We start from the raw sequence: 19,367 nt of genomic DNA, 5'->3' as shown, positions 1-19,367 counted from the left end.
TCGTGCCAACATAAAAAAAATAAAGGTCCCTTGCGATGCACAATCAGATTGCCAGCTTTCGCGCGGCACTCGACGCCCGCCCGGTGTCGCGCTATCAATGGTTGATTCTCCTGTTGCTGGCACTGCTACTGGTCACCGATGGCTATGATGCCCAGGTGCTGGGTTATGTGGTGCCGGCGCTGGCCAAGGATTGGGGCCTGGAAAAAGCCGCGTTCGGCCCGGTCTTCAGTGCCAACCTGCTCGGCCTGACCCTGGGCTCACTGCTGGTGACGCCGCTGGCGGATCGGTTTGGCGTGCGACGTATTTTGCTGGCCTGTGTGCTGATCTACGCCAGCCTCACAGTGCTGATGGTATTTGCCAATTCCCTGACCACCCTGATGACGGCGCGGTTTATCTGCGGCATCGGCATGGGCGGTGCTATGCCCAGCGCCATGGCATTGATGTCGGAATATTCGCCGCCTCGCTTGCGCACCTTGATGGTGACCTTGGCCGCGTGTGGCTTTTCGTTCGGCGGCGCGGCGGGCGGGTTTGTAGCCGCCGGCTTTATCGACGGCTTTGGTTGGCAGGCGGTATTCCTGGCCGGCGGTGTGACGCCGTTGTTGCTGTTTCCATTCCTGATGTGGCTGTTACCGGAATCCCTGCCGCGTCTATTACGCGATAAGCCGCCGTACCTGCGATTGCGCAAGGTCACGGCGCGCATGTTGCCCGACTGGCAACCGCCACTCGCGAGCGAAGCCGAAAACCTGCGGGAGCAGGGCAGTAAGTTCACGGTGGTGGAACTGTTCCGAAATGGTTACGCGCGCCCGACGTTGCTGATCTGGGCGACCTTTTTTGTCAGCCTGATCCTGCTGTACTTCATGATCAGCTGGTTGCCTTCACTGCTGCTCGAAAGCGGCCTGGCGCTGAATGAAGCCAACCTGGTCACCTCCATGTTCCTGTTCGCCGGCACCTTGGGCGCGATCCTCATGGCCTGGTTTGCCGACCGCCTGAAAAGCAAAGTGCGGCTGCTGTGCGGCGTACTGGCGGCAGCGGCGTTGTGCACCGTCCTGCTGGGCTTGAACCACGACAACCCACGCTACCTGGTGGCCTGCGTGTTTGCCGCCGGGTTCTGCATCATTGGCGGGCAACTGACCCTCAATGCGTTTGCGAGCAATTTCTACCCGGCGCAGGTGCGCGCCACCGGCACGGGCTGGGCATTGGGTGTGGGGCGGTTCGGGTCAATTCTGGGGCCGTTGTTTGGCAGCCTGTTGCTGGCGATGCATATACCGGTGCAGCAGATTTTCTTTTTCTGCGCGATTCCGGCGGTGATGGCGGCGCTGTTGATTATCCAGGTGCGCTCGCCGGGCGTGAGCGAACCCATAGACCCGGCGCATAACGACATTCTCAAGGCGTCCTAATGCACCACTGAATTGGGCGGCAGGTGCCCCAGCCGCTCGGTCAGGCGCAGACGCTGGATGGGATCATCACTGAGCATCAGCGCATGTTCCAGGTCAAAGCGTTCAGCACTCGGGCAGTCCAGGCGCTGGTACAGGCTGGCCCGCGCCAGGTAGTCGGCGGCGTTGGCACTGCCCAGTTCCAGCACGCGCTCGGCGTCTACCAAAGCGGCCAGCGGTTCGTCGTTGGAAAGGTGCAGTTGGCGCAGGTTGCGCGACAAGCGTTGCAGAATCGCCCGTGGTTCGGCGGTATGCAGGTGGTCGGCCTGCAACTTGAGTTTCGGCCCGTATTGCCGGTGCAGCAGCTCGCGACAGTCATTGGGGTACAGGCGCCGTCCACCGCACGGGTCGAGCAGGTGATCGGTACCGGGCACCCGCAGCAGGAAGTGGCCCGGGAAGTTCACACCGACCATGGGGATATCCAGGCGCCGCGCCATTTCCAACGCGATCAGGCCCATGGCCAAGGGCTGCCCGCGTTTGCGTTGCAGCACCTTGTCGAGCAATGCGGCAGCGGGACGCAACGGGGTGTGGTCATCCTGGGCGAACCCGAGGTCATTCATGCGCCGCAGCAGCGGTTGGCCCAGCTCGTCCGCCGGCAACATGGGCATGCCCAGGCTGACCTGTTGTTGTAGCGCGGTGAGATCCTGCAGGATCAACAGTGGTTGCACACTGGCATCGTGTTCGGCAGCAATCCACAGCGCCGCTTCGAACAGCGCAGGGGGTGAACGGTCCAGGCAGGCGAAAAAGGCGGTGCGGGGATTCATTGCGTTCTCCGGCGGATGCCCCTGTTTTAGCCTTGCAGGGAATTTTCGTCCAGCGTCTTAAGAAATATCCCGCGCTCTTATGTCGTAGATCCCACGAAACAGCGCGGCTTATTCCAGTGCAATCCAGCAGTTTTTTACCGCCGGCCTATACTTGGCCCACTACCAGAAGTAATTCGGGAGCTCGAAGATGTTTGCGCTCATGCACAGCACCCGCCTGGAATCGCTGCACCTGAGCGTAGACCCGGTGACCGGGTTGAAGGCGATCATTGCCATCCACGACAGTCGCCGCGGGCCTGCTTTGGGCGGTTGTCGCTACCTTGCTTACCCTGACGATGAAAGTGCCGTGGCCGATGCTGCGCGGCTGGCCCAAGGGATGAGCTATAAGGCCGCGTTGGCTGGGCTGCCGGTGGGCGGCGCTACTGCGGTAATCATGCGTCCTGCGCACGTGGAAAGTCGTGCGGCCCTGTTCGAAGCATTTGGCCGCTGTATCGAAAAACTCGATGGCCGCTACATCACCGCCATCGACAGCGGCACCTCAGTCGCCGATATGGACTGTATCGCCCAGCACACCCGCTTCGTCACCAGTACCACCGCCGCCGGCGACCCTGCGCCCCATGCTGCCATGGGCGTCTTCGCCGGCATCCGCACCACCGCCATGGCGCGCCTGGGCAGCGACAACCTCGAGGGCCTGCGCGTCGCGGTGCAGGGCCTGGGCAACGTCGGTTATGCCCTGGCCGAGCAACTGCACGCCGCCGGTGCCGAATTGCTGGTCAGCGACATTGATCACGGCAAGGTGCAGCTGGCCATGGAGCAACTGGGCGCCCACCCCATCGCCAACGACGCCTTGCTCAGCACCCCCTGCGACATCCTCGCGCCCTGCGGCGTGGGTGCTGTCTTCAACCGCAGCAGCGTTGGTCAGCTGCGTTGCGCCGCGGTGGCCGGTTCGGCCAGCGCCCAACTGACCAACCTGGACATCGCCGACCAGTTGGAAGGCCGTGGCATCCTCTACGCCCCGGACTACGTGATCAATTCCGGTGGCCTGATCTACGTCGCCCTCAAACACGCCGGCACGGACTTGCCTGGCATCACCGCGCACCTGTCGAACATCGGCACGCGCCTGACCGAAATCTTCGCCCACGCCCAAGCCGAAAAACGCTCCCCGGCACGGGTGGCCGACGAGCTGGCCGAACGCCTGCTGTACAAATAGCCCAGGCATTAAAAAGGCCCTGAATCGATGATTCAGGGCCTGTTCAATTCGGGCTTTACTCTGCCGCCGGGTTCAGCAACTCGGACAGCGCGTCCGGTTGGCTCTTGAACGCCTTGGCAAATACATCGCGGTTCTTCGCCATGTAGATCCCGGCTTCTTCCACCTGCTGCTCGCTCAGCGACGGCACGGCTTTTTGCAACACTTCTGCCAGCAATTCAGCGAGTTCCAGCATTTTGTCATGACGGTCAGCTTCGGCTTTATCCATGAACAAACGCTCCAGATCTCGGCTGCTGCGGTATACCACTTCGACGGCCATTCACCACCTCACATGCCTTCACGATAGTTGTCTTTTGCGACTACTGTATTTATATACAGCGAAAAGGATAAGCCAAACGTTGGGGTTTGGATAGTAGGTTTTTAATGTAGTTGGGAAATGGGGGTTTGCTACACCGGAAATTTCTGACAACTTGCCGGGGTTGCGCTGGAATTGTCCGGTGGCTTACCTTCCTCGGGCGCTGCATTTGCAGCGAGTGGGCTTGGCGGCCCAACAAGGAAGCGCAACGACCCCCCCCTGTAAGAATGTTGGATTTTTGCATTAGCATTCTTCTGCCATGGCGGGTTGCGCATGGACCCTTCGGGGTGCCGGGGTGTTCCTTGCCGGTCCGCCAACCTTGTGCAATCCGTCACCCAATCTGCTTGGCGGCAGCCGGTGATGGTTTCTTAACTAAGGAACTAGGCCATGAAAAAACACACACCCAACCCCCCGCCTACTGAGTCGGTGCTATTCAGTGTCACACCTGAGGCAGACACAGAGACCTTACTCGCAAACGCCAGCGAAACGCTGAGCAGTGCCTGTGAGATGGCCAATAAGCTGGCATTCGACCTTGAAGGTCCGCAGCGAAGCCTGGTCCTGGCAATTCATCAGTTGATTGAAATGGGCGGTCTGCTGGTCGAGCGCGCGCTGGAGCAAGTCGCACCAACTTGATGCTAAGGCCCGATCGTTCTCACACTCGTGGGAACGATCCGAGCACAATTAAGTGCCTCGTGTCACTCGGCCACCATCTCACTATCCTGCCTATGGCCTTGTTTCTGCATGCAGAACAACCGTCACGTCCAACCCGCATTATCCGGTCGAGCCGACCTAAGGAAACACCATCGTGAAAATCAACTGGGCCGAAAGGCTGCGCCAGCAAGTCCATGGGCTGGCCGAGTCCCTGGGCAATCTGTTTGTAGAGTCGTTCCACTACCTGGCGCTGTTTGCCATCGGAGCGGTAACCGCCTGGGCAGCGGTGATGGAATTTCTGGGGATGCTGGAGAACGGGCACATCAAGATCGATGACATCTTGCTGCTGTTCATCTACCTGGAATTGGGCGCGATGGTGGGGATTTACTTCAAGACCAACCACATGCCCGTGCGCTTCCTGATCTACGTGGCGATCACCGCGCTGACGCGCCTGCTGATCTCCAACGTGTCACACCACAACCCGCCGGATATCGGCATCATCTACCTGTGCGGTGGCATCCTGCTGTTGGCGTTTGCCATCCTGGTGGTGCGCTACGCGTCGTCGGCTTTCCCTTCGGTGAAGGTCGAAGGCCCGCGTCGCAAGGGCGAGGCGAGCCTTGAAACCGAGAAAGGTGAGCTTTAAAGCCCGACGCTGAACGGCAGGGTACGGGCGGGCGGTTGCTGCAGGAGTTTGTGGTTGTCGCCGTCCGTCATCAGTTCGAGGATTTCCACGGCGCTATGGCCCTGCTCGATGGCGATGCCGAACTGGATGCTCTGTACCAGGCGTCGCAGCCTTTGCGGGTCGTTGCGCTGTTCGGCGCTGATCATGCGCTTGGCCACCACGCCGGTTTCATCCGACAGGGTGAGCATGATGCTGCCGTCCAGCCGCTGGATGCTCAGGTTAACGCGGTATTGGGGGCTGAAGGTATCGGTGATGATCTGAAAAGGGTTGTCCATGGTGCGTTACCGCCTGATAAGAACATGCAGTCATTGACGGCCGGTGTCGGGATTAGTTCGCATTGCCTGACCATCGGCCAAAGTCCGTTTTCCTCGTAAGTTCTACAGCAAGCCTCGTGCCGTACAAGCGCTGAAGTTTTAATGTGGGAGGGGGCTTGCCCCCGATAGCGGTCTTTCAGCCAAGTATTTATTGGCTGACACACAGCTATCGGGGGCAAGCCCCCTCCCACATTTGTTTTGTGTGGCCATTGGGGGCGGTGAACTGTTTCAGGGCAACGCTGAGAAAATGATCGCAGACAGCGCAGTCGGGATGCTCGGGTAGGAGTGCCCCAATCAGCACTCCACCCAGCTGACCGCCAGGCCGCCCCGTGACGTTTCTTTGTATTTGTCATGCATGTCGGCGCCGGTATCGCGCATGGTGCGGATCACCCGGTCGAGGGAAATGAAGTGCTTGCCGTCGCCGCGCAGGGCCATTTGCGTGGCGTTGATCGCCTTGACCGCGGCAATGGCGTTGCGCTCGATGCACGGCACTTGCACCAGGCCGCCAACCGGGTCGCAGGTCAGGCCGAGGTTGTGTTCCAGGCCGATTTCGGCGGCGTTTTCCAGTTGCTCCGGGGTGGCGCCGAGTATATCGGCCAGCCCGGCGGCGGCCATGGCGCAGGCCGAACCGACTTCACCCTGGCAACCGACTTCGGCGCCGGAGATCGAGGCGTTTTTCTTGCAGAGAATGCCGACGGCGGCAGCGGCCAGGAAGAAATTTACTACGTCGTCATCGGACGCATCAGGGTTGAACTTCATGTAGTAATGCAGCACCGCCGGGATGATCCCCGCCGCACCATTGGTCGGCGCGGTGACCATGCGCCCGCCGGCGGCGTTTTCTTCGTTGACGGCGAGGGCGAACAGGTTGACCCACTCCATCGCCGACAGGGTCGAGGTGATGACGTTGGGTTTGCCAATTTCCAACAGGCTGCGGTGCAATTTTGCCGCCCTACGTGGCACATCCAGGCCACCGGGCAGGATGCCTTCATCACGCAGGCCCTGTTCCACGCAGTCGCGCATCACCGACCAGATATGCAAGAGGCCGCTGCGGATCTCTTCGTCGCTGCGCCACGCGCGTTCGTTGGCCATCATCAGTTCGGAAACCCGCAGGCCGTGCTTGTTGCACAGGGCCAGCAGTTCCACCGCGCTGGAAAAGTCGTAGGGCAATTGCACATCGCTGGTCGGGGCAATGCCCGAGGCGGCCTCTGCAGCTTCGATGATGAAGCCACCGCCAACCGAGTAATAGGTTTGCTCGCTCAATAAGCCGTTGTCGCCATAGGCGTGCAAGGACATGGCGTTGGGGTGGTAAGGCAGGCTTTCATCCAATAGCAGGAGGTCGGTTTGCCAGTTGAAGGCAATTTCCTGGGAACCCGCAAGCAGTAATTGGCCGGACTCGCGCAGCTGCTGGATGCGTGCATTGATCGAGGTGGGGTCGACCTTATCCGGCCATTCGCCCATCAGGCCCATGACACAGGCGCGGTCGGTGGCGTGGCCGATGCCCGTGGCGGACAGCGAGCCGTACAGGCGTATCTCGACGCGGCGGGTCTGGCTGAGCAACTGCTGGTCGACCAACGCCTGGGCGAATGTTGCCGCAGCGCGCATCGGGCCGACGGTGTGGGAGCTGGAGGGGCCAATGCCCACTTTGAATAGATCGAAAACACTGATAGCCATGCTAAACCCTTACAAGCAATGGAGTAGAAATCGCTGCCATGTTTTGTAGGACGAGCGCAATTAGGGCGATACTGAGCCTATAGATCGACACTGACCAACGAATTGTTCTAAGACACCCTTTAGCAGGACTAAACCCTATGACCCGCCCCCTCAATGGCCAGACCTATGTCTGGTTGCATGTTTTCTCCTGCGCTGCACGGCACCTGTCGTTCACCCGCTGCGCCGAAGAACTGCACATCACACCAGGTGCGGTGAGCCAGCAGATTCGCCAGCTGGAGGAACGCCTGGGGTTTCGGTTGTTTCATCGGCGTGCGCGCGGGGTGGAGCTCAGCGCCGAGGGGCAGCGCCTGGCGGCCGTGGTGGGGGAGGCCTATGGCAGCATTGATGCGGAATTGCGGCGCCTGGACGCGGGAATGATCAGCGGCACCTTACGCTTGCGTTCGATCCCGTCGTTTCTCGGCAAGTGGCTGACCCCGCGCCTGCCGCGTTTGCAGCAGCGTTTTCCGGATATTCAATTGCGCCTGGTCGCCGAGGACAGCAGCATCGCCTTGCATGAAGGTGATTTCGACCTTGCTATTGACCTGAACGACGGCAGCTACCCCGGCTTGTTATCCACAGCCCTGCTGGACGAGCAGATATTCCCGGTATGCGCGCCCAGCTTGTTGCGTGGCCGGCCACCGTTGCACGGCCCGGCTGACCTCGCGCACTTCCCACTGCTACACGACATCACCGCCTGGCGTGGGAGTTATGAATATGCCGAGTGGGAGTTTTACCTGAATGCCATCGGCTATCACGGTGCGGATGTGCGGCGCGGGCATACCTTCAATCGCAATCACTTGACCATCGAAGCCGCCATTGCCGGCATGGGCGTGGCAATTGCGCGGCGCACCTTGCTCAATGATGAACTGGAGCGCGGCACCCTGATCGTGCCATTCGGCGTGGCCGTGCCCAACCATAAACGCTACGTGCTGCTGTACGCGCCAGGTGCGTTGAACCATCCGGGCGTGCGTGCGGTGCATGATTGGCTGGTAGAGGAAGCAGGGGTTTTTCGCGTTTTGCACCCTTTGGCAGAGGCGCAATTATGAGATTGGTTGGTCGTAAGAAGATGTAACTAACTCCCCACCCTACCAGCGTTTTTGCCCGTCGTCAGGGTTAATTTGTAATGTAGGATTTATCTTTGCAAAGGGGTTGAATTGTTTCAGCAGGTGCTCAATTGTGTAATCAGGAGGTCATGGTTTCACCACCCCGGTGTTGCAGTTTGTGACCTCTGGCGAGCTAGCTGAAATAAGGGAAGAACTATGCAAATCCAAGTCAATAGCGATAACCATATTGAAAGCAGCATCCGACTGGAGGAGTGGGTACGTACTACCATTGAGAGCACGCTCGAACGTTATGAAGAAGACCTGACCCGTGTTGAGGTCTACCTGCGGGATGAGAACGGCGACAAGCCCGGTCCCCACGATTTAAGTTGCCGCCTGGAAGCACGGCCAAAGGGCCATCAACCGGTTTCCGTGTGCCATAAAGCAGATACGCTGGAACAAGCGATCGATGGCGCCGCCACCAAGCTGGACCATGCGTTGGAACACCTGTTTGGCAAACTGCAAGGCAAGCCTCGCGCTGCTGCGAAAACCCAGCCAATCAACAAAGTGAATGAAGACGCGCTTGAAGAGGAATTCCTGGAAAACGAAAACGCTGCAATCAACGGCTGACCGTTTTTTAAACCCCCACTGAAAACGGGCCTGCATATGCAGGCCCGTTTTCGTTCAGCCACGGAGCCTGAAGAAATACCGGCTCAGCGCGGCTAATCCGCAAGCCCCCAAGCCCGCAAAGAGCATGGCCCAACCGGCGCCGGTGCGCAGTGCCGTCTGCGCATCAACGGCGGTCAGCCCCGGCGCGTTCAGCTTGCCTGCTGCAATATGCTGGCTGAGCGCTGCCCACTCCAATGCCGTGTTGTCAGGCAGCACATTGGCCAGGTGGTGGCTGATCCCCAGCAACAGCACCAGGCCCATCAACGCAATGTTGAGTGCCAGGGTGATCAGTCGTGCGCTGAAGTCGATGCCCGACGCCATGCCCGCACGGTCAGCCGAGACGGCCCCGGTAGTGGTGTTGGTGGTGGGCGAGTTGGTCAACGCCAGGCCAATGCCGGCGATCACGCAACTGAGCAACACCAGTGCGGTGCTTGGCTGTGCGGCGACATTGACGGCGGCCATGGCCAGGAACCCCGCGCCCATCGTACCCAGGCCCAGGGGAATGATGCGTTCGGCGCCGAAACGCAGGGCCAGGCGTTCGGCCAGGGGCGGCACCAGCAGGGTAGGCAAGGTGTAGGCAAGCAGGGCGGCGCCAGTGGTCAGGGTGTCGTAACCCAAACCGGCCTGGAAATACAACGGCAGGTAAATCATGAACGGCCAGAAGCTGAAGTTCATGCCGATCGAGCCCATCAACGCACCGTTGAAGCGCTGGATACGGAATACCGAGAAATCGAACATCGGGTGTGGGCTGCGCAGTTCGAGCAAAATGAACAGCAGCATGCCTATCAAGGACAGGCCGGCCCAGCCGAGCATCGCCGGGGTGCCAAAGCCATACTCGCTGCCCTGGGTGATGAAATAGACCAGCGCGAACACCGTCATCGTCAAGGTCAGCATACCGGCGATGTCCAGGCGATGACTGGCCGGGTCACGGGATTCCTGCACGCTGGCATGCAGCAGCACCAAAGTGAACAGGGTCAGCGGTACGTGGACCAGGAACACCCAGCGCCAGTCCGCCACGGCCAGGATTAATGCCCCGACCATCGGCCCGAAACCCAGGCCCACGCCGGCAATCACTCCCCATATCGCGAAGGCTCGCGCTCGCGCCGCCGGCTCGCGGAACTGATGGGACAGGATGGCGAACTGGCAAATCATCATCGCCCCGGCACCAATGCCTTGGACGAACCGCGCCACGATCAGGGTCGACGCATTGTCCGCCAGCCCACAGGCCAGCGAGGCCAGGCCGAACAGCCACAGGCACAGCACCAGTACGCGCCGACGGCCGAAGCGATCGGCCAAGGTACCCGCCGCCATCAGCACACTGGTGCAAGCCAGGGTATAGGCATTCATGATCCATTGGGCGTCCTGGAAACCGGTGCCTAGTTGCTGTTCAAGGGTCGGCAGGATGACCGGCACGCTGGAGATTTCCAGGCCGAACATCAGGGCTACCAGGCAGACGGCGGTGAGGGCCAAGCCATTTCTGGTGGTGCTTGGCGGGTGGAGGGCCGATACAGCAGCGGCGGGCGGCATGACAGGTTCCTTTTGAATAGGGGAGGGTTCTATTCTCTCGGGAACCAGATTCGTTATTTGTGATAAGTTTTCCATTAATAAGGGAATCACAGGCGACAATTGACTCATGGCCACCCCGCGTTTTGATGGCGTCGAGCTGTTTCTGCAAATTGTCGAGAGCGGTAACCTCACCGAAGCCGCCGAGCGCCTGAACCTCACGCGCTCGGCCGTCGGTAAAGGCTTGGCGCGCCTGGAGGCGCGGCTTGGCACATGTCTGCTGCAGCGCTCCACGCGCCGCCAACGATTGACCGAGGACGGGCAGGCGTACTACGAGCATTGCCTGCGCGCTTTGGCCGAACTGGAAGCCGCCGAATCGGTGCTCGAAAGTGGTCGGCAACAACCACGCGGGCGGTTACGGGCGAGCGTGCCGTTGGCTTTCGGGCACCACTATGCGGCTCCGGCGTTGTGGGGCTTGATGGAGCGTTACTCTGAACTGGAAATCGAGATTTGCTTCTCCGACCGCATGATTGATCTGGCACAGGAGGGCTTCGATATGGCCGTGCGGATCGGCACGTTGCCGGATACCGACCGCCTGAGTGCACGCCGCCTGGGACAGCAGGTCATGGGGCTGGCGGCGTCACCGGCGTATCTGCAGCGCAGGGGGAGCATTGAAAGTATGGAAGACCTGACCGTTCATCGCGGCATCGCGTATCGCAGCAACACCACGCATCGCTCGCACTTGGCCTCGCTGTTGGTGCTGGATGATCTCCAAGCGGTAGCCGATGCGGTCATCGCGGGCGTAGGGCTGGCCTGGTTACCGAGTTGGTTGATCGCCCACTATGCGTTGCGCGGGCAATTGCAGGCAGTGTTGCCAAGCTATCGCGAGCAGCCGGCGCCTATCCATGTAGTCTGGCCGACGGCGGTGCATATGCCGGCCAAGACGCGGTGTGCCATCGATGCGTTGGTGGCGGGTACGCCCAGTTGCCTGGCGGGTAGCTAGACCCTCGGATGTACTTCAATCCTGGACACACTGAATATCAAATGTGGGAGGGGGCAAGCACCCTCCCACATTTGGATTTGTTACGGTCTGCAGGTTGGAGGCAGATCAGAACGCAATGGACGTCTGCACATACACCGTACGCGGCTCACCCACGTACTTGCCCTTGTTGTTATCGTCGAACGAGCGGGTGTAGTACTGCTTGTTGAAGATGTTCTTCACCCCCACCGCCACATTCAAATCCGACAGTTGCGGGCCGAAGTCATAGGCCGCACGGCTGCTGAACAGCATGTAGCCGGGGATGCGCCCATTGGCACCGTCGGCGCTTTCGGCCTGGGTGTTGGCATTGTCGGCAAACTGGCTGCTCTGGTAGCTGCTGTCCACATTCAGCTTCCACGGGCCGTCGGTGTAACCCACACCGAGAGTGCCTTTGTGCTTGGACGAGAAGGGCACGCGGTTGCCTTTGTTCGGGCCGTCTTCGCGGATGGTCGCGTCAACATAGGCATAAGTGGCATACACATCGAAACCCGCCAGCGCCGGGCTCAGGCCGTCGAGGGCGTAGTTGATGCTCGACTCGATGCCCTGGTGGCGCGTCTCACCACGGGCGATCACCGTGTCGTTGGTCTGGTTGCTGTCGTACTGGTTGTCAAAGTTGATCAGGAACGCGCCGATTTCAGCACGCAGCGTGCCGTTGTCATAGCGCGTGCCGAGCTCCCAGGTGCGGGCTTTTTCCGGTTTGACTTCGCCGCTGTTCACGCGGTTGGGCATCTGGCTGTACTGCACGCTGCCGAATGAGCCTTCGGTGTTGGCGTAGAGGTTCCAGTCCTCGGTGAGGTGGTAGAGCACGTTCAGCGCCGGCAGCGCGGTGTTGTAGTCACCCTTGTATTTGACGTTGCTCAGGTTGTTGGTCTGCTGGGACTCGATCATCTCGTAGCGGATGCCCGGAGTGATGGTCCACTTGCCGATATCAATGCGGTCGTCGATGAAGAACGCATTGGCTTCGGTGCCACCGCGCGTGTCGCGGTCGTTGCGGCTGTCGGTGGTGGGGATTTGCTGATTGGCGGCGATTGGCGTGCGGTAGCGCAGTTCGTGGCCGGCTTCATTGATGTAGCGGTAGCCGACGCCCACTTCATGACTCGTGGGGCCGAGGTCGAAACCCTGGGCGAATCGGGTCTCGAGGCCGCGTACCCAATATTCGCGTGGCGACAGCGACAGGAAGCTGCCCTGGTCCAGATAACCGCTGCGCAGGGTCTTGGTGAAGAAGCTGTTGACCGTGAATTCGCGACGGTCCTGCTCGTAGCGATAGCCGACGTTGAACATGGTACGGCGGCCCCAAAACTTGTCGTAGGGGCGGGTGGACTGGTATGGATCGGCTTTGTAATCCTTGACGTTCAAGCCGCCGGGCATATCGGCCTGGCCTTCGTAGTACTGTGCCATGGCGTTGAAGCTGTTGGCGTCGTCCAGTTGGTATTTGCCCTTGAGGATCAGGTCGTCGATGCGCGTATTGCTGTTTTCGCGCCAGTCGCCGCCGCGGGTGCCGGAGTACAGCAGCGCGCCGCCCAGGCCATTGTCGGCAGTGCCGCCGGCCAGCAGGTTGCCGGTGGTCTTGAAGCCATCGTGGCTGGAAGACGGGCTGGTCTCGGTCTGCAACCCGCCCTTGACCGTGGGCGCATCCGGGATAGCGCGGGTCACGAAGTTGACGATGCCACCGACGTTCTGCGGGCCGTAGCGCACCGCACCGCCGCCGCGTACCACATCCACCGCGTCCATGTTGCCCATGCTGATCGGCGCAAAGGACAACTGTGGCTGGCCGTAGGGCGCAAAAGGCACCGGGATGCCATCCATCAATACCGTGGAGCGCGACGCCAGGCGCGGGTTGAGCCCGCGAATGCCGAAGTTCAACGCCATGTCGTGGCTGCCGGTGCCGTTGTTTTCCGGGGCATTGACGCCGGGGATGCGGTTGAGCACATCGCGGGCCTGGGTTGCGCCTTGGCGTTCAAACTCTTCACGGCGGATAACGTCACGGGCGCCGGGGTGTTCGAACACGTTGGTTTGCGCTGCGTCACCGAGCCAGTCGCCGACCACGTTGGAGGTTTGCAATTCAAGGGGGGCGGTGACGCCGGTCGGTTGCAGGCTGTAGGCATTGTCACCTTCGGCCCGGGCTTGCAGGCCGGTGCCTTCCAGTAATTTCTGCAGGCCGTCGGCGGCGCTGTAATTGCCCGACAGGCCGCGGCTTTGCATGCCGGCCGTCACTTCGGAACCGAAAGACACCAGCACCCCGGCTTCGCGACCAAATTGATTCAGGGCCGCTTCCAGGGTGGTCGGCGCGATGTGGTAGGTCTTGGTGTCGGCAGCCATCGCGGGGGGAAGGACGGTCAGGCTGAGGCTGGCGCCCAATAGGAGTTGGCGCAAGGTGCGGGCGAGAAGCGTCGGTTGCTGGGGCATGAAGGCGGTCCTGAGAAGGAAGGATCAAGGTGGCTTTCCTTCTCTGTCACGCCAGGTGCGGAAAACGGCTCACTTAAACGCAAAATAAATTCAGGCACGTGCCTGCACGGTCACCCAATAGCGGGTAAAGCGCCGCACTTTCACCGGCAGGCTGACTTCCAGCAGGTCGAGGATGCGTTCGCTGTCATCCAGCGGGTAGCTGCCGGACAGCAGCAGGTTCGCCACTTGCGGGTCGCAATGCAGCTGGCCGCGGCGATAACGCCCCAGTTCGCTGAGAAAGTCTTCCAGGCGCATATGCGCGGCCACCAGCATACCGTCGGCCCAGGCGCCGCTGTTGGCGTCGGTCGGGCGCGGGGTGTCCCAGCCTTTGCGGGTGAAATTCATCTGGTGCGCGGCCGCTACGTTCAGTGGCAAGCCACCGTAGTTATTGGGCGTGACCTCGACCTGACCAGCCAGCACTGCGAGTTGGGTATGGTCGTTGAACTGGCGCACATTCAGGCGCGCCGCCTGGCTGCTGAGCAGGCCCTGGCCGGTCAGCACGCGCAACGGCGTATCGCCTGCATGGGCGGTCAGCAGAATTTCGCCTTCAAGCAGGCGGATCAGCCGTTGCTGCCCATCGATATGCACATCCACTGCGCTGCCCGTGTTGAGTTTCAACTGGCTGCCATCGGCCAGTTGCACGGTGCGACGCTGGCCCACCGGGCTGCGATAGTCGGCGCTCAGCGGTGGCAGGATATGTTGCTGGCGCAGGCTCCAAACTGCTGCCGAACCGGCGCCCAGGATCAGCAGCAACTTCAGCGCCTGGCGCCGGCTGCGCAAGGTGGGGGCATTCAACGCCGCGTGGGCCAGAGGCGAGGGCATGCCGCGCAGGCGTTGATTGACCTGCTGGATCTGTTCCCAGGCGCGCTGGTGCTCGCTGTGGGCATTCAGCCATTGTTGCCAGGCTGCTTGCTGGCGTGGAGTGAGCGCGCCTTGCTGCATTTCCAGCAGCCAGTGCACGGCTTGTTCGGCGACTTGGCTGGAGACGTTCATAACGCGAAGTAACAGCGCATGGCCGCTTTGGTCAGGTGGCGCTTGACGGTGGCGATGGAGATGCCCAGTTCAGCGCTGATCTGCGCGTAGGTCAGGCCATCGAGCTGGGCGAGCAGGAAGGCCCGCTTGACCAGCCTGGGCAAGCCATCGAGCAGTTGGTCCAGCTCCAGCAGGGTTTGCAGGATGATTGCGCGGTCTTCTTCCGACGGTGCGACGTGCTCGGGCATTTGCGCCAAGGCATCGAGGTAGGCGCGCTCCAGGTCCTGGCGGCGATAGAAGTTGAACAATACGCGCTTGGCCACGGTGGTGAGGAAGGCGCGGGGTTCGATCAGGGTCGGGGTGTCCCTTGCGCTGAGCACGCGGATGAAGGTGTCCTGCGCCAGGTCGGCGGCGTTTTCCGGGCAGCCGAGCTTGCGTCGCAACCAGCCGGTGAGCCAGTGGTGATGGTCGTTGTACAGAACTTCGACGGTATTGGACGGCTGCAACGCGATCACTCCGTAAGCATCGCCATGCTTTAGAGAACAAGAATTGTTCGCATTGTAGGGGCGACGACGAGGTTCGGCAATCCGTCACGGCAGGTGATTCATCCGTTCTCTTTTGCTTATGAGAATATTTATCATTAATATTGCGCGCTGATCAGCTTGGCGTCTGCCGCATGAAAAGCAAAACCTCATTGCCCGTTTCCTACCGCCTCGCCGTCACCTCGCGTGTGCTGGCGGCTGTTATCGGCGGCTACCTGATGGCATCCCTGGCCGCCATCTGCCTGGCGTTGTGGATGCCCACATCGCGTGCCGACGCGGTGGTCACCGGCATGATGAGCTCGTTTGTGTTCTACCTGCTGGCGGTGCTCTGGTGCTTTGCCTGCCGCACTGCGTGGCGTGCCTGGGCGGGGGTGATGCTGCCAAGCGCGCTGTTTGCCACCCTGGCCGGCGTAGGTTTGTGGATGGTGCGCACATGAAGGAGGGTTTTCGCCAAGCCATGGCCTGGCTGCATACCTGGGCCGGGTTGATCTTCGGCTGGCTGCTGTTCGCGATTTTCCTGACCGGCACCCTGGCCTATTTCAAAGACGAAATCACCCACTGGATGCAGCCCGAAGTGCAGGCCCATCCCCTGGATGACGGGCGCAGCCTTGCCGTGGCCCAAAGCTACCTGCAACAACAGGCGCCGACTGCGGCGAGCTGGTTCATCAGCTTGCCGACCAGCCGCGACCCAGGCTTGTCGGTGATGTGGCAAGACAAGGCCGAGCCGGGCAAACGCGGCACCTTCATCCAGAAAATCCTCGACCCGGTCAGCGGCCAACCGGTGCAGGCCCGCGACAGCAAGGGCGGCGAGTTCTTCTATCGTTTCCACTTCCAACTGCAAATGCCTTACCCGTGGGGCCGCTGGCTGTCGACCATCGCCGCCATGGTGATGTTTGTCGCGCTGATCACCGGCATCATCACCCACAAGAAAATCTTCAAGGACTTCTTCACCTTCCGCCCGCGCAAAGGCCAGCGTTCCTGGCTGGACGGGCACAACGCGGTGGGCGTGCTGGTGCTGCCATTTCATCTGATGATTACCTACAGCAGCCTGGTGATTTTCATGAGCATGGTGATGCCGGCGCCGATCATGGCGTCCTATGGCGACGACAGCCGGGCATTCTTCAAGGAGCTGTTTCCCAACACCGACAACCCGCCGGCCCTCGGCCAACCGGGCCAGTTGCTGCCGTTATTGCCGATGTACCAGCAGGCGCGGCAGCAGTGGGCGGGCGGCCATGTGGGACGGGTGGCAGTCAACAACCCTGGGGATGTGAACGCGTCGGTCAACGTGTTCCGCGCCGGCTCCGATAGCGTGGTGCATGATTTCGGCAATACCGTGTCGTTCAATGGCACCACCGGCGAGTTGTTGCGGGTTAGTGGCGAGCCGTCCCTGCCGGCGGTCGTCGGTGGCAGTTTCTACGGCCTGCACATGGGCCATTTTGCCGGCCCGGTACTGCGCTGGCTGTACTTTATCTGCGGGTTGGCGGGCACGGCGATGATCGGCACAGGGCTGGTGATCTGGCTCGGCAAGCGTCAGCTCAAGCACGCCAAGAGCGCAGTGATGCCGTTTGAATTGCGCCTGGTAGAGGTGCTGAATATCGCCAGCATGTCTGGCTTGATGATCGCCATCGCCGCGTTTTTCTGGGCCAACCGCCTGTTGCCGGTAAGTTTCGCCGCGCGCTCTGACTGGGAGGTGCAAGCCTTCTTTGTCGCCTGGGGCCTGAGTTTGTTGCACGCGATGCTGCGTCGCGGTCGTCGAGGCTGGGTCGAACAACTGAGCATCGGCGCGCTGCTGTTTGTGGCGATCCCGCTGCTTAACGCAATGACCACCACGCAGCATTTGGGCGTCTCGCTGATGAACGGCGACTGGGCCATGGCCGGCTTCGACCTGACCTGCCTGGCCAGCGGTGTGTTCCTTGCCTGGGCGGCGTGGAAGATGCAACGCCGTACCGCGTCGCAACCCAAAGCCGAACGTGCGCGTGGGTTGACGCTCAAGCAGGAGGCCGGCTGATGCTCCTCGCGCTGCTGATGTGCTACGCCGGGTTTACCGCGCTGTGCCTGTCCACCGACCGTCATCACGGCGAGCTGCTGCACAGCAAACTCACGTCGAAGCGGCGCTTGGGGCTGCGGCTGGGTGGCTGGTTGCTGCTGATTGCCGCGATCTGGCCGGCGGTGCTGGCCGCAGGCTGGAGCCAGGGCCTGGTCGAGTGGTGCGCAGTGTTGATGCTCAGCGCCTTGTTGCTGGTACTGCTGTTGCCATATCGGCCAAGGCTGGCGCTGATTCTGGCAGGCCTCAGCCTGCTGGCCAGCCCTGTCGCGGCACTAGCCCTGTCCTGAGCCTGCCATGATGATCAGCCCACCGCCGGAACCCCAGGACCGCCCGCACCCCGATGCGGCCGGTGGGCGCGCGCATTTCCTGCAGGTGTTTTTGTCCCAGCGTTCGCAGATGGAAGCGCTGGTCAGTCGCCGTGTCGGGTGCCGCGCCACGGCAGCCGACCTGGTGCAGGATTTGTTCCTGCGCTTCTGGCGTCGCCCCTTGGTGCAGGTTGAAGAACTCAGCACCTACCTGCTGCGCTGCGCCAGCAATATCGCCATCGATCACCTGCGTAGCGAAGGTGCACGAGTACGCAGCAGCGAAGGCTGGTTGCCCGAGCAATCAGATCACCAAGTCTGCGAACCCCAGGCCGCACTGGAGGCAGGCCACGATCTGCGCCACGTGGAAACCGCCCTGCGCAATTTGCCCGAGCGTACCCGCCAGATTTTCCTGCTTAACCGTATCCACGGGCGCAAGTATGCAGAAATTGCCAAGGCCATGGGGCTGTCCCAAAGTGCCGTGGAAAAACATATGATGCGCGCCCTCGAAGCCTGCAAGGCCAGCCTTCGTGAACCAACGCAGCCACGCACGCCAGGGAAAGCACCGTGAACATCACGCCGACACCCGCCCAGGAACAGGCCGCCCTTGACTGGCTCAGCCTGCTGCATGACCAGCCCAGCAGCGGCGACCAGGCTACGTTCAGCCGCTGGCTGCGCGCTGATCCCGCGCATGCCGAGGCGTACGCCCAGGCTCAGGTACTGTGGGAACTGAGCGAAGAGCCGGCGCGCAAGCTGGCCGATGAGGACGCGCTGGCCTTGCAGGCCTACCTCAATAAGATGAATTCCTCCAGGCGCTCCCGTGCACTGCGCTGGCCCGGCGCCCTGGCCATGGCCGCCTGCCTGCTGGCGATGGTGTCGATGGGCGCCGGTTGGCAGCCGTCGCGCTGGGTCGATGAGTTGGGTGCTGACTACGTGACGGCGCCGGGGGAGGTGAAGACCTTCACCCTGACCGATCAATCCGTGGTCACCCTTGACGCCGACAGCGCCATTGCCGTGGATTTCAGCCATGGTCAACGGCATATCCAGCTGCGGCGTGGCGCGGGATTCTTCAGCGTGGCACACACCGGCCAGTCCTTTGTGGTGGAGGCGGGCGGTGGTCAAGCGCAGGTGCTGGGCACCCAGTTTGAGGTGCGCCTGCAACCGGCCGGAGCCGAGGTTACCGTATTGTCCGGCCGGGTGGGCGTCACACCATCGGAACAGGGCCAGCAGCAGGTTTTGACAGCAGGTCAGCAAGTGGCCTACGCCGATGGCGTTGCCGATGCCATGCACGCTGTCGACAGCGAATCCCGCCTGGCCTGGCGCGATGGTTGGCTTAACTACTACCAGGCGCCGCTGGCCGATGTGGTCCAGGACTTGAGTCGTTATTACCCTGGCCGATTGCTTCTGCTCAATGAAGAGATGGGCGCCAAACGCGTCAGCGGCAGTTTCCCGAGCAACGACCCGTTGGCGGTATTGAACGCCTTGCAAGCGGTGCTGGGCTTTGAACAACACAGGCTGCTGGGTCGCATCATCGTGTTGCGCTAGACGCAGCGCCGTTCACCGAACCTTCATCGCAATCGCTAAAACCTGTCACCAAACGGTTACACGTGCCGTGGATCATCCCTGGGTTCCTGAGCAAGTGGTCAAGAAGAGCACCTCTGCCCCATACAACACAACAATGTCAGTAAGGGATCT

20 protein-coding genes are annotated in these 19,367 nt (G+C 61.2%); 12 read left to right on the top strand and 8 right to left on the bottom strand.

Annotated features, from left to right (window positions below; genetic code table 11):
* The first annotated feature begins 35 nt into the window (after positions 1 to 35).
* Entirely contained in the window at positions 36 to 1,397 is a 1,362-nt protein-coding gene (locus QZR30_RS02675; protein WP_046071030.1) for an MFS transporter, read from the top strand.
* Here QZR30_RS02675 and QZR30_RS02670 read toward each other — a convergent pair.
* Entirely contained in the window at positions 1,394 to 2,197 is an 804-nt protein-coding gene (locus tag QZR30_RS02670; RefSeq protein ID WP_046071031.1) for a SirB1 family protein, read from the bottom strand. The two genes, QZR30_RS02675 and QZR30_RS02670, sit on opposite strands and share 4 nt — an antisense overlap.
* 187 nt (positions 2,198 to 2,384) lie before the next feature.
* On the opposite strand from QZR30_RS02670, the gene QZR30_RS02665 reads away from it, so the two are divergent.
* Positions 2,385 to 3,404 (top strand): Glu/Leu/Phe/Val dehydrogenase family protein, encoded by a 1,020-nt coding sequence (locus tag QZR30_RS02665; RefSeq protein WP_046071032.1) that lies wholly within the window; start codon positions 2,385 to 2,387, stop codon positions 3,402 to 3,404.
* Positions 3,405 to 3,459: 55 nt separating this feature from the next.
* On the opposite strand, the gene QZR30_RS02660 is transcribed toward QZR30_RS02665, so the two are convergent.
* Positions 3,460 to 3,720 (bottom strand): YebG family protein, encoded by a 261-nt coding sequence (locus tag QZR30_RS02660; protein ID WP_003188807.1) that lies wholly within the window; start codon positions 3,718 to 3,720, stop codon positions 3,460 to 3,462.
* Between the two features lie 423 nt (positions 3,721 to 4,143).
* Between QZR30_RS02660 and QZR30_RS02655 the strand changes: the two genes are divergently transcribed.
* Positions 4,144 to 4,389: a DUF6124 family protein gene (locus QZR30_RS02655; RefSeq protein WP_046071067.1), complete on the top strand. Its 246-nt coding sequence runs from the start codon at positions 4,144 to 4,146 to the stop codon at positions 4,387 to 4,389.
* A 172-nt stretch (positions 4,390 to 4,561) separates the two neighbouring features.
* On the top strand, positions 4,562 to 5,050 hold the full coding sequence (locus QZR30_RS02650) for a phosphate-starvation-inducible protein PsiE (RefSeq protein WP_056845459.1): 489 nt from the start codon (positions 4,562 to 4,564) through the stop codon (positions 5,048 to 5,050).
* Here the strand turns inward: QZR30_RS02650 and QZR30_RS02645 are convergent.
* Together QZR30_RS02645 and QZR30_RS02640 are read right to left on the bottom strand one after the other, a co-directional pair.
* Entirely contained in the window at positions 5,047 to 5,364 is a 318-nt protein-coding gene (locus QZR30_RS02645; protein WP_056845458.1) for a DUF3509 domain-containing protein, read from the bottom strand. The genes QZR30_RS02650 and QZR30_RS02645 overlap by 4 nt on opposite strands.
* Before the next feature lie 333 nt (positions 5,365 to 5,697).
* On the bottom strand, positions 5,698 to 7,074 hold the full coding sequence (locus tag QZR30_RS02640) for an L-serine ammonia-lyase (RefSeq protein WP_311902919.1): 1,377 nt from the start codon (positions 7,072 to 7,074) through the stop codon (positions 5,698 to 5,700).
* Between the two features lie 137 nt (positions 7,075 to 7,211).
* Here QZR30_RS02640 and QZR30_RS02635 point away from each other — a divergent pair, with 137 nt between their 5' ends.
* Positions 7,212 to 8,159, top strand: coding sequence for a LysR substrate-binding domain-containing protein (locus QZR30_RS02635; protein WP_046071070.1), 948 nt, complete (start codon positions 7,212 to 7,214; stop codon positions 8,157 to 8,159).
* Positions 8,160 to 8,372: 213 nt separating this feature from the next.
* Complete coding sequence (locus QZR30_RS02630) at positions 8,373 to 8,783, top strand: HPF/RaiA family ribosome-associated protein (protein ID WP_032877636.1); 411 nt, start codon at positions 8,373 to 8,375, stop codon at positions 8,781 to 8,783.
* Positions 8,784 to 8,837: 54 nt separating this feature from the next.
* Here QZR30_RS02630 and QZR30_RS02625 read toward each other — a convergent pair whose 3' ends face one another.
* On the bottom strand, positions 8,838 to 10,349 hold the full coding sequence (locus QZR30_RS02625) for an MFS transporter (protein WP_274358017.1): 1,512 nt from the start codon (positions 10,347 to 10,349) through the stop codon (positions 8,838 to 8,840).
* A gap of 106 nt (positions 10,350 to 10,455) precedes the next feature.
* Between QZR30_RS02625 and QZR30_RS02620 the strand changes: the two genes are divergently transcribed.
* Positions 10,456 to 11,328, top strand: coding sequence for a LysR family transcriptional regulator (locus tag QZR30_RS02620; protein WP_046071072.1), 873 nt, complete (start codon positions 10,456 to 10,458; stop codon positions 11,326 to 11,328).
* A 105-nt stretch (positions 11,329 to 11,433) separates the two neighbouring features.
* Here QZR30_RS02620 and fecA read toward each other — a convergent pair whose 3' ends face one another.
* From fecA to QZR30_RS02605, 3 genes are all read right to left on the bottom strand, one after another.
* Entirely contained in the window at positions 11,434 to 13,770 is a 2,337-nt protein-coding gene (gene fecA, locus QZR30_RS02615; protein ID WP_046071073.1) for a TonB-dependent Fe(3+) dicitrate receptor FecA, read from the bottom strand.
* 90 nt (positions 13,771 to 13,860) lie between these two features.
* Positions 13,861 to 14,802 (bottom strand): FecR domain-containing protein, encoded by a 942-nt coding sequence (locus QZR30_RS02610; RefSeq protein ID WP_311902918.1) that lies wholly within the window; start codon positions 14,800 to 14,802, stop codon positions 13,861 to 13,863.
* On the bottom strand, positions 14,799 to 15,287 hold the full coding sequence (locus QZR30_RS02605; protein ID WP_046072657.1) for a sigma-70 family RNA polymerase sigma factor: 489 nt from the start codon (positions 15,285 to 15,287) through the stop codon (positions 14,799 to 14,801). The genes QZR30_RS02610 and QZR30_RS02605 overlap by 4 nt, the downstream gene beginning before the upstream one ends.
* A 170-nt stretch (positions 15,288 to 15,457) precedes the next feature.
* Between QZR30_RS02605 and QZR30_RS02600 the strand changes: the two genes are divergently transcribed.
* Genes QZR30_RS02600 through QZR30_RS02580 form a run of 5 tightly spaced genes read left to right on the top strand, consistent with a single transcriptional unit; the run spans position 15,458 to position 19,217 of the window.
* On the top strand, positions 15,458 to 15,760 hold the full coding sequence (locus tag QZR30_RS02600; RefSeq protein ID WP_043048646.1) for a DUF3649 domain-containing protein: 303 nt from the start codon (positions 15,458 to 15,460) through the stop codon (positions 15,758 to 15,760).
* On the top strand, positions 15,757 to 17,331 hold the full coding sequence (locus tag QZR30_RS02595) for a PepSY domain-containing protein (protein WP_059398018.1): 1,575 nt from the start codon (positions 15,757 to 15,759) through the stop codon (positions 17,329 to 17,331). Before QZR30_RS02600 ends, QZR30_RS02595 begins: the two co-directional genes overlap by 4 nt.
* Positions 17,331 to 17,657, top strand: a complete 327-nt coding sequence (locus QZR30_RS02590) for a DUF3325 domain-containing protein (RefSeq protein ID WP_046071076.1) — start codon at positions 17,331 to 17,333, stop codon at positions 17,655 to 17,657. Before QZR30_RS02595 ends, QZR30_RS02590 begins: the two co-directional genes overlap by 1 nt.
* Before the next feature lie 7 nt (positions 17,658 to 17,664).
* Complete coding sequence (locus QZR30_RS02585; protein ID WP_046071077.1) at positions 17,665 to 18,243, top strand: RNA polymerase sigma factor; 579 nt, start codon at positions 17,665 to 17,667, stop codon at positions 18,241 to 18,243.
* Positions 18,240 to 19,217, top strand: coding sequence for a FecR family protein (locus QZR30_RS02580; RefSeq protein WP_046071078.1), 978 nt, complete (start codon positions 18,240 to 18,242; stop codon positions 19,215 to 19,217). Before QZR30_RS02585 ends, QZR30_RS02580 begins: the two co-directional genes overlap by 4 nt.
* Positions 19,218 to 19,367 lie beyond the last annotated feature (150 nt).

Source organism: Pseudomonas sp. rhizo25 (assembly GCF_031931935.1).
GTDB classification, from domain to species: Bacteria; Pseudomonadota; Gammaproteobacteria; order Pseudomonadales; family Pseudomonadaceae; genus Aquipseudomonas; species Aquipseudomonas synxantha.
The sequence above is the reverse complement of the archived record's forward strand: the minus strand, read 5'-3'. Positions and strand labels throughout refer to the sequence as shown.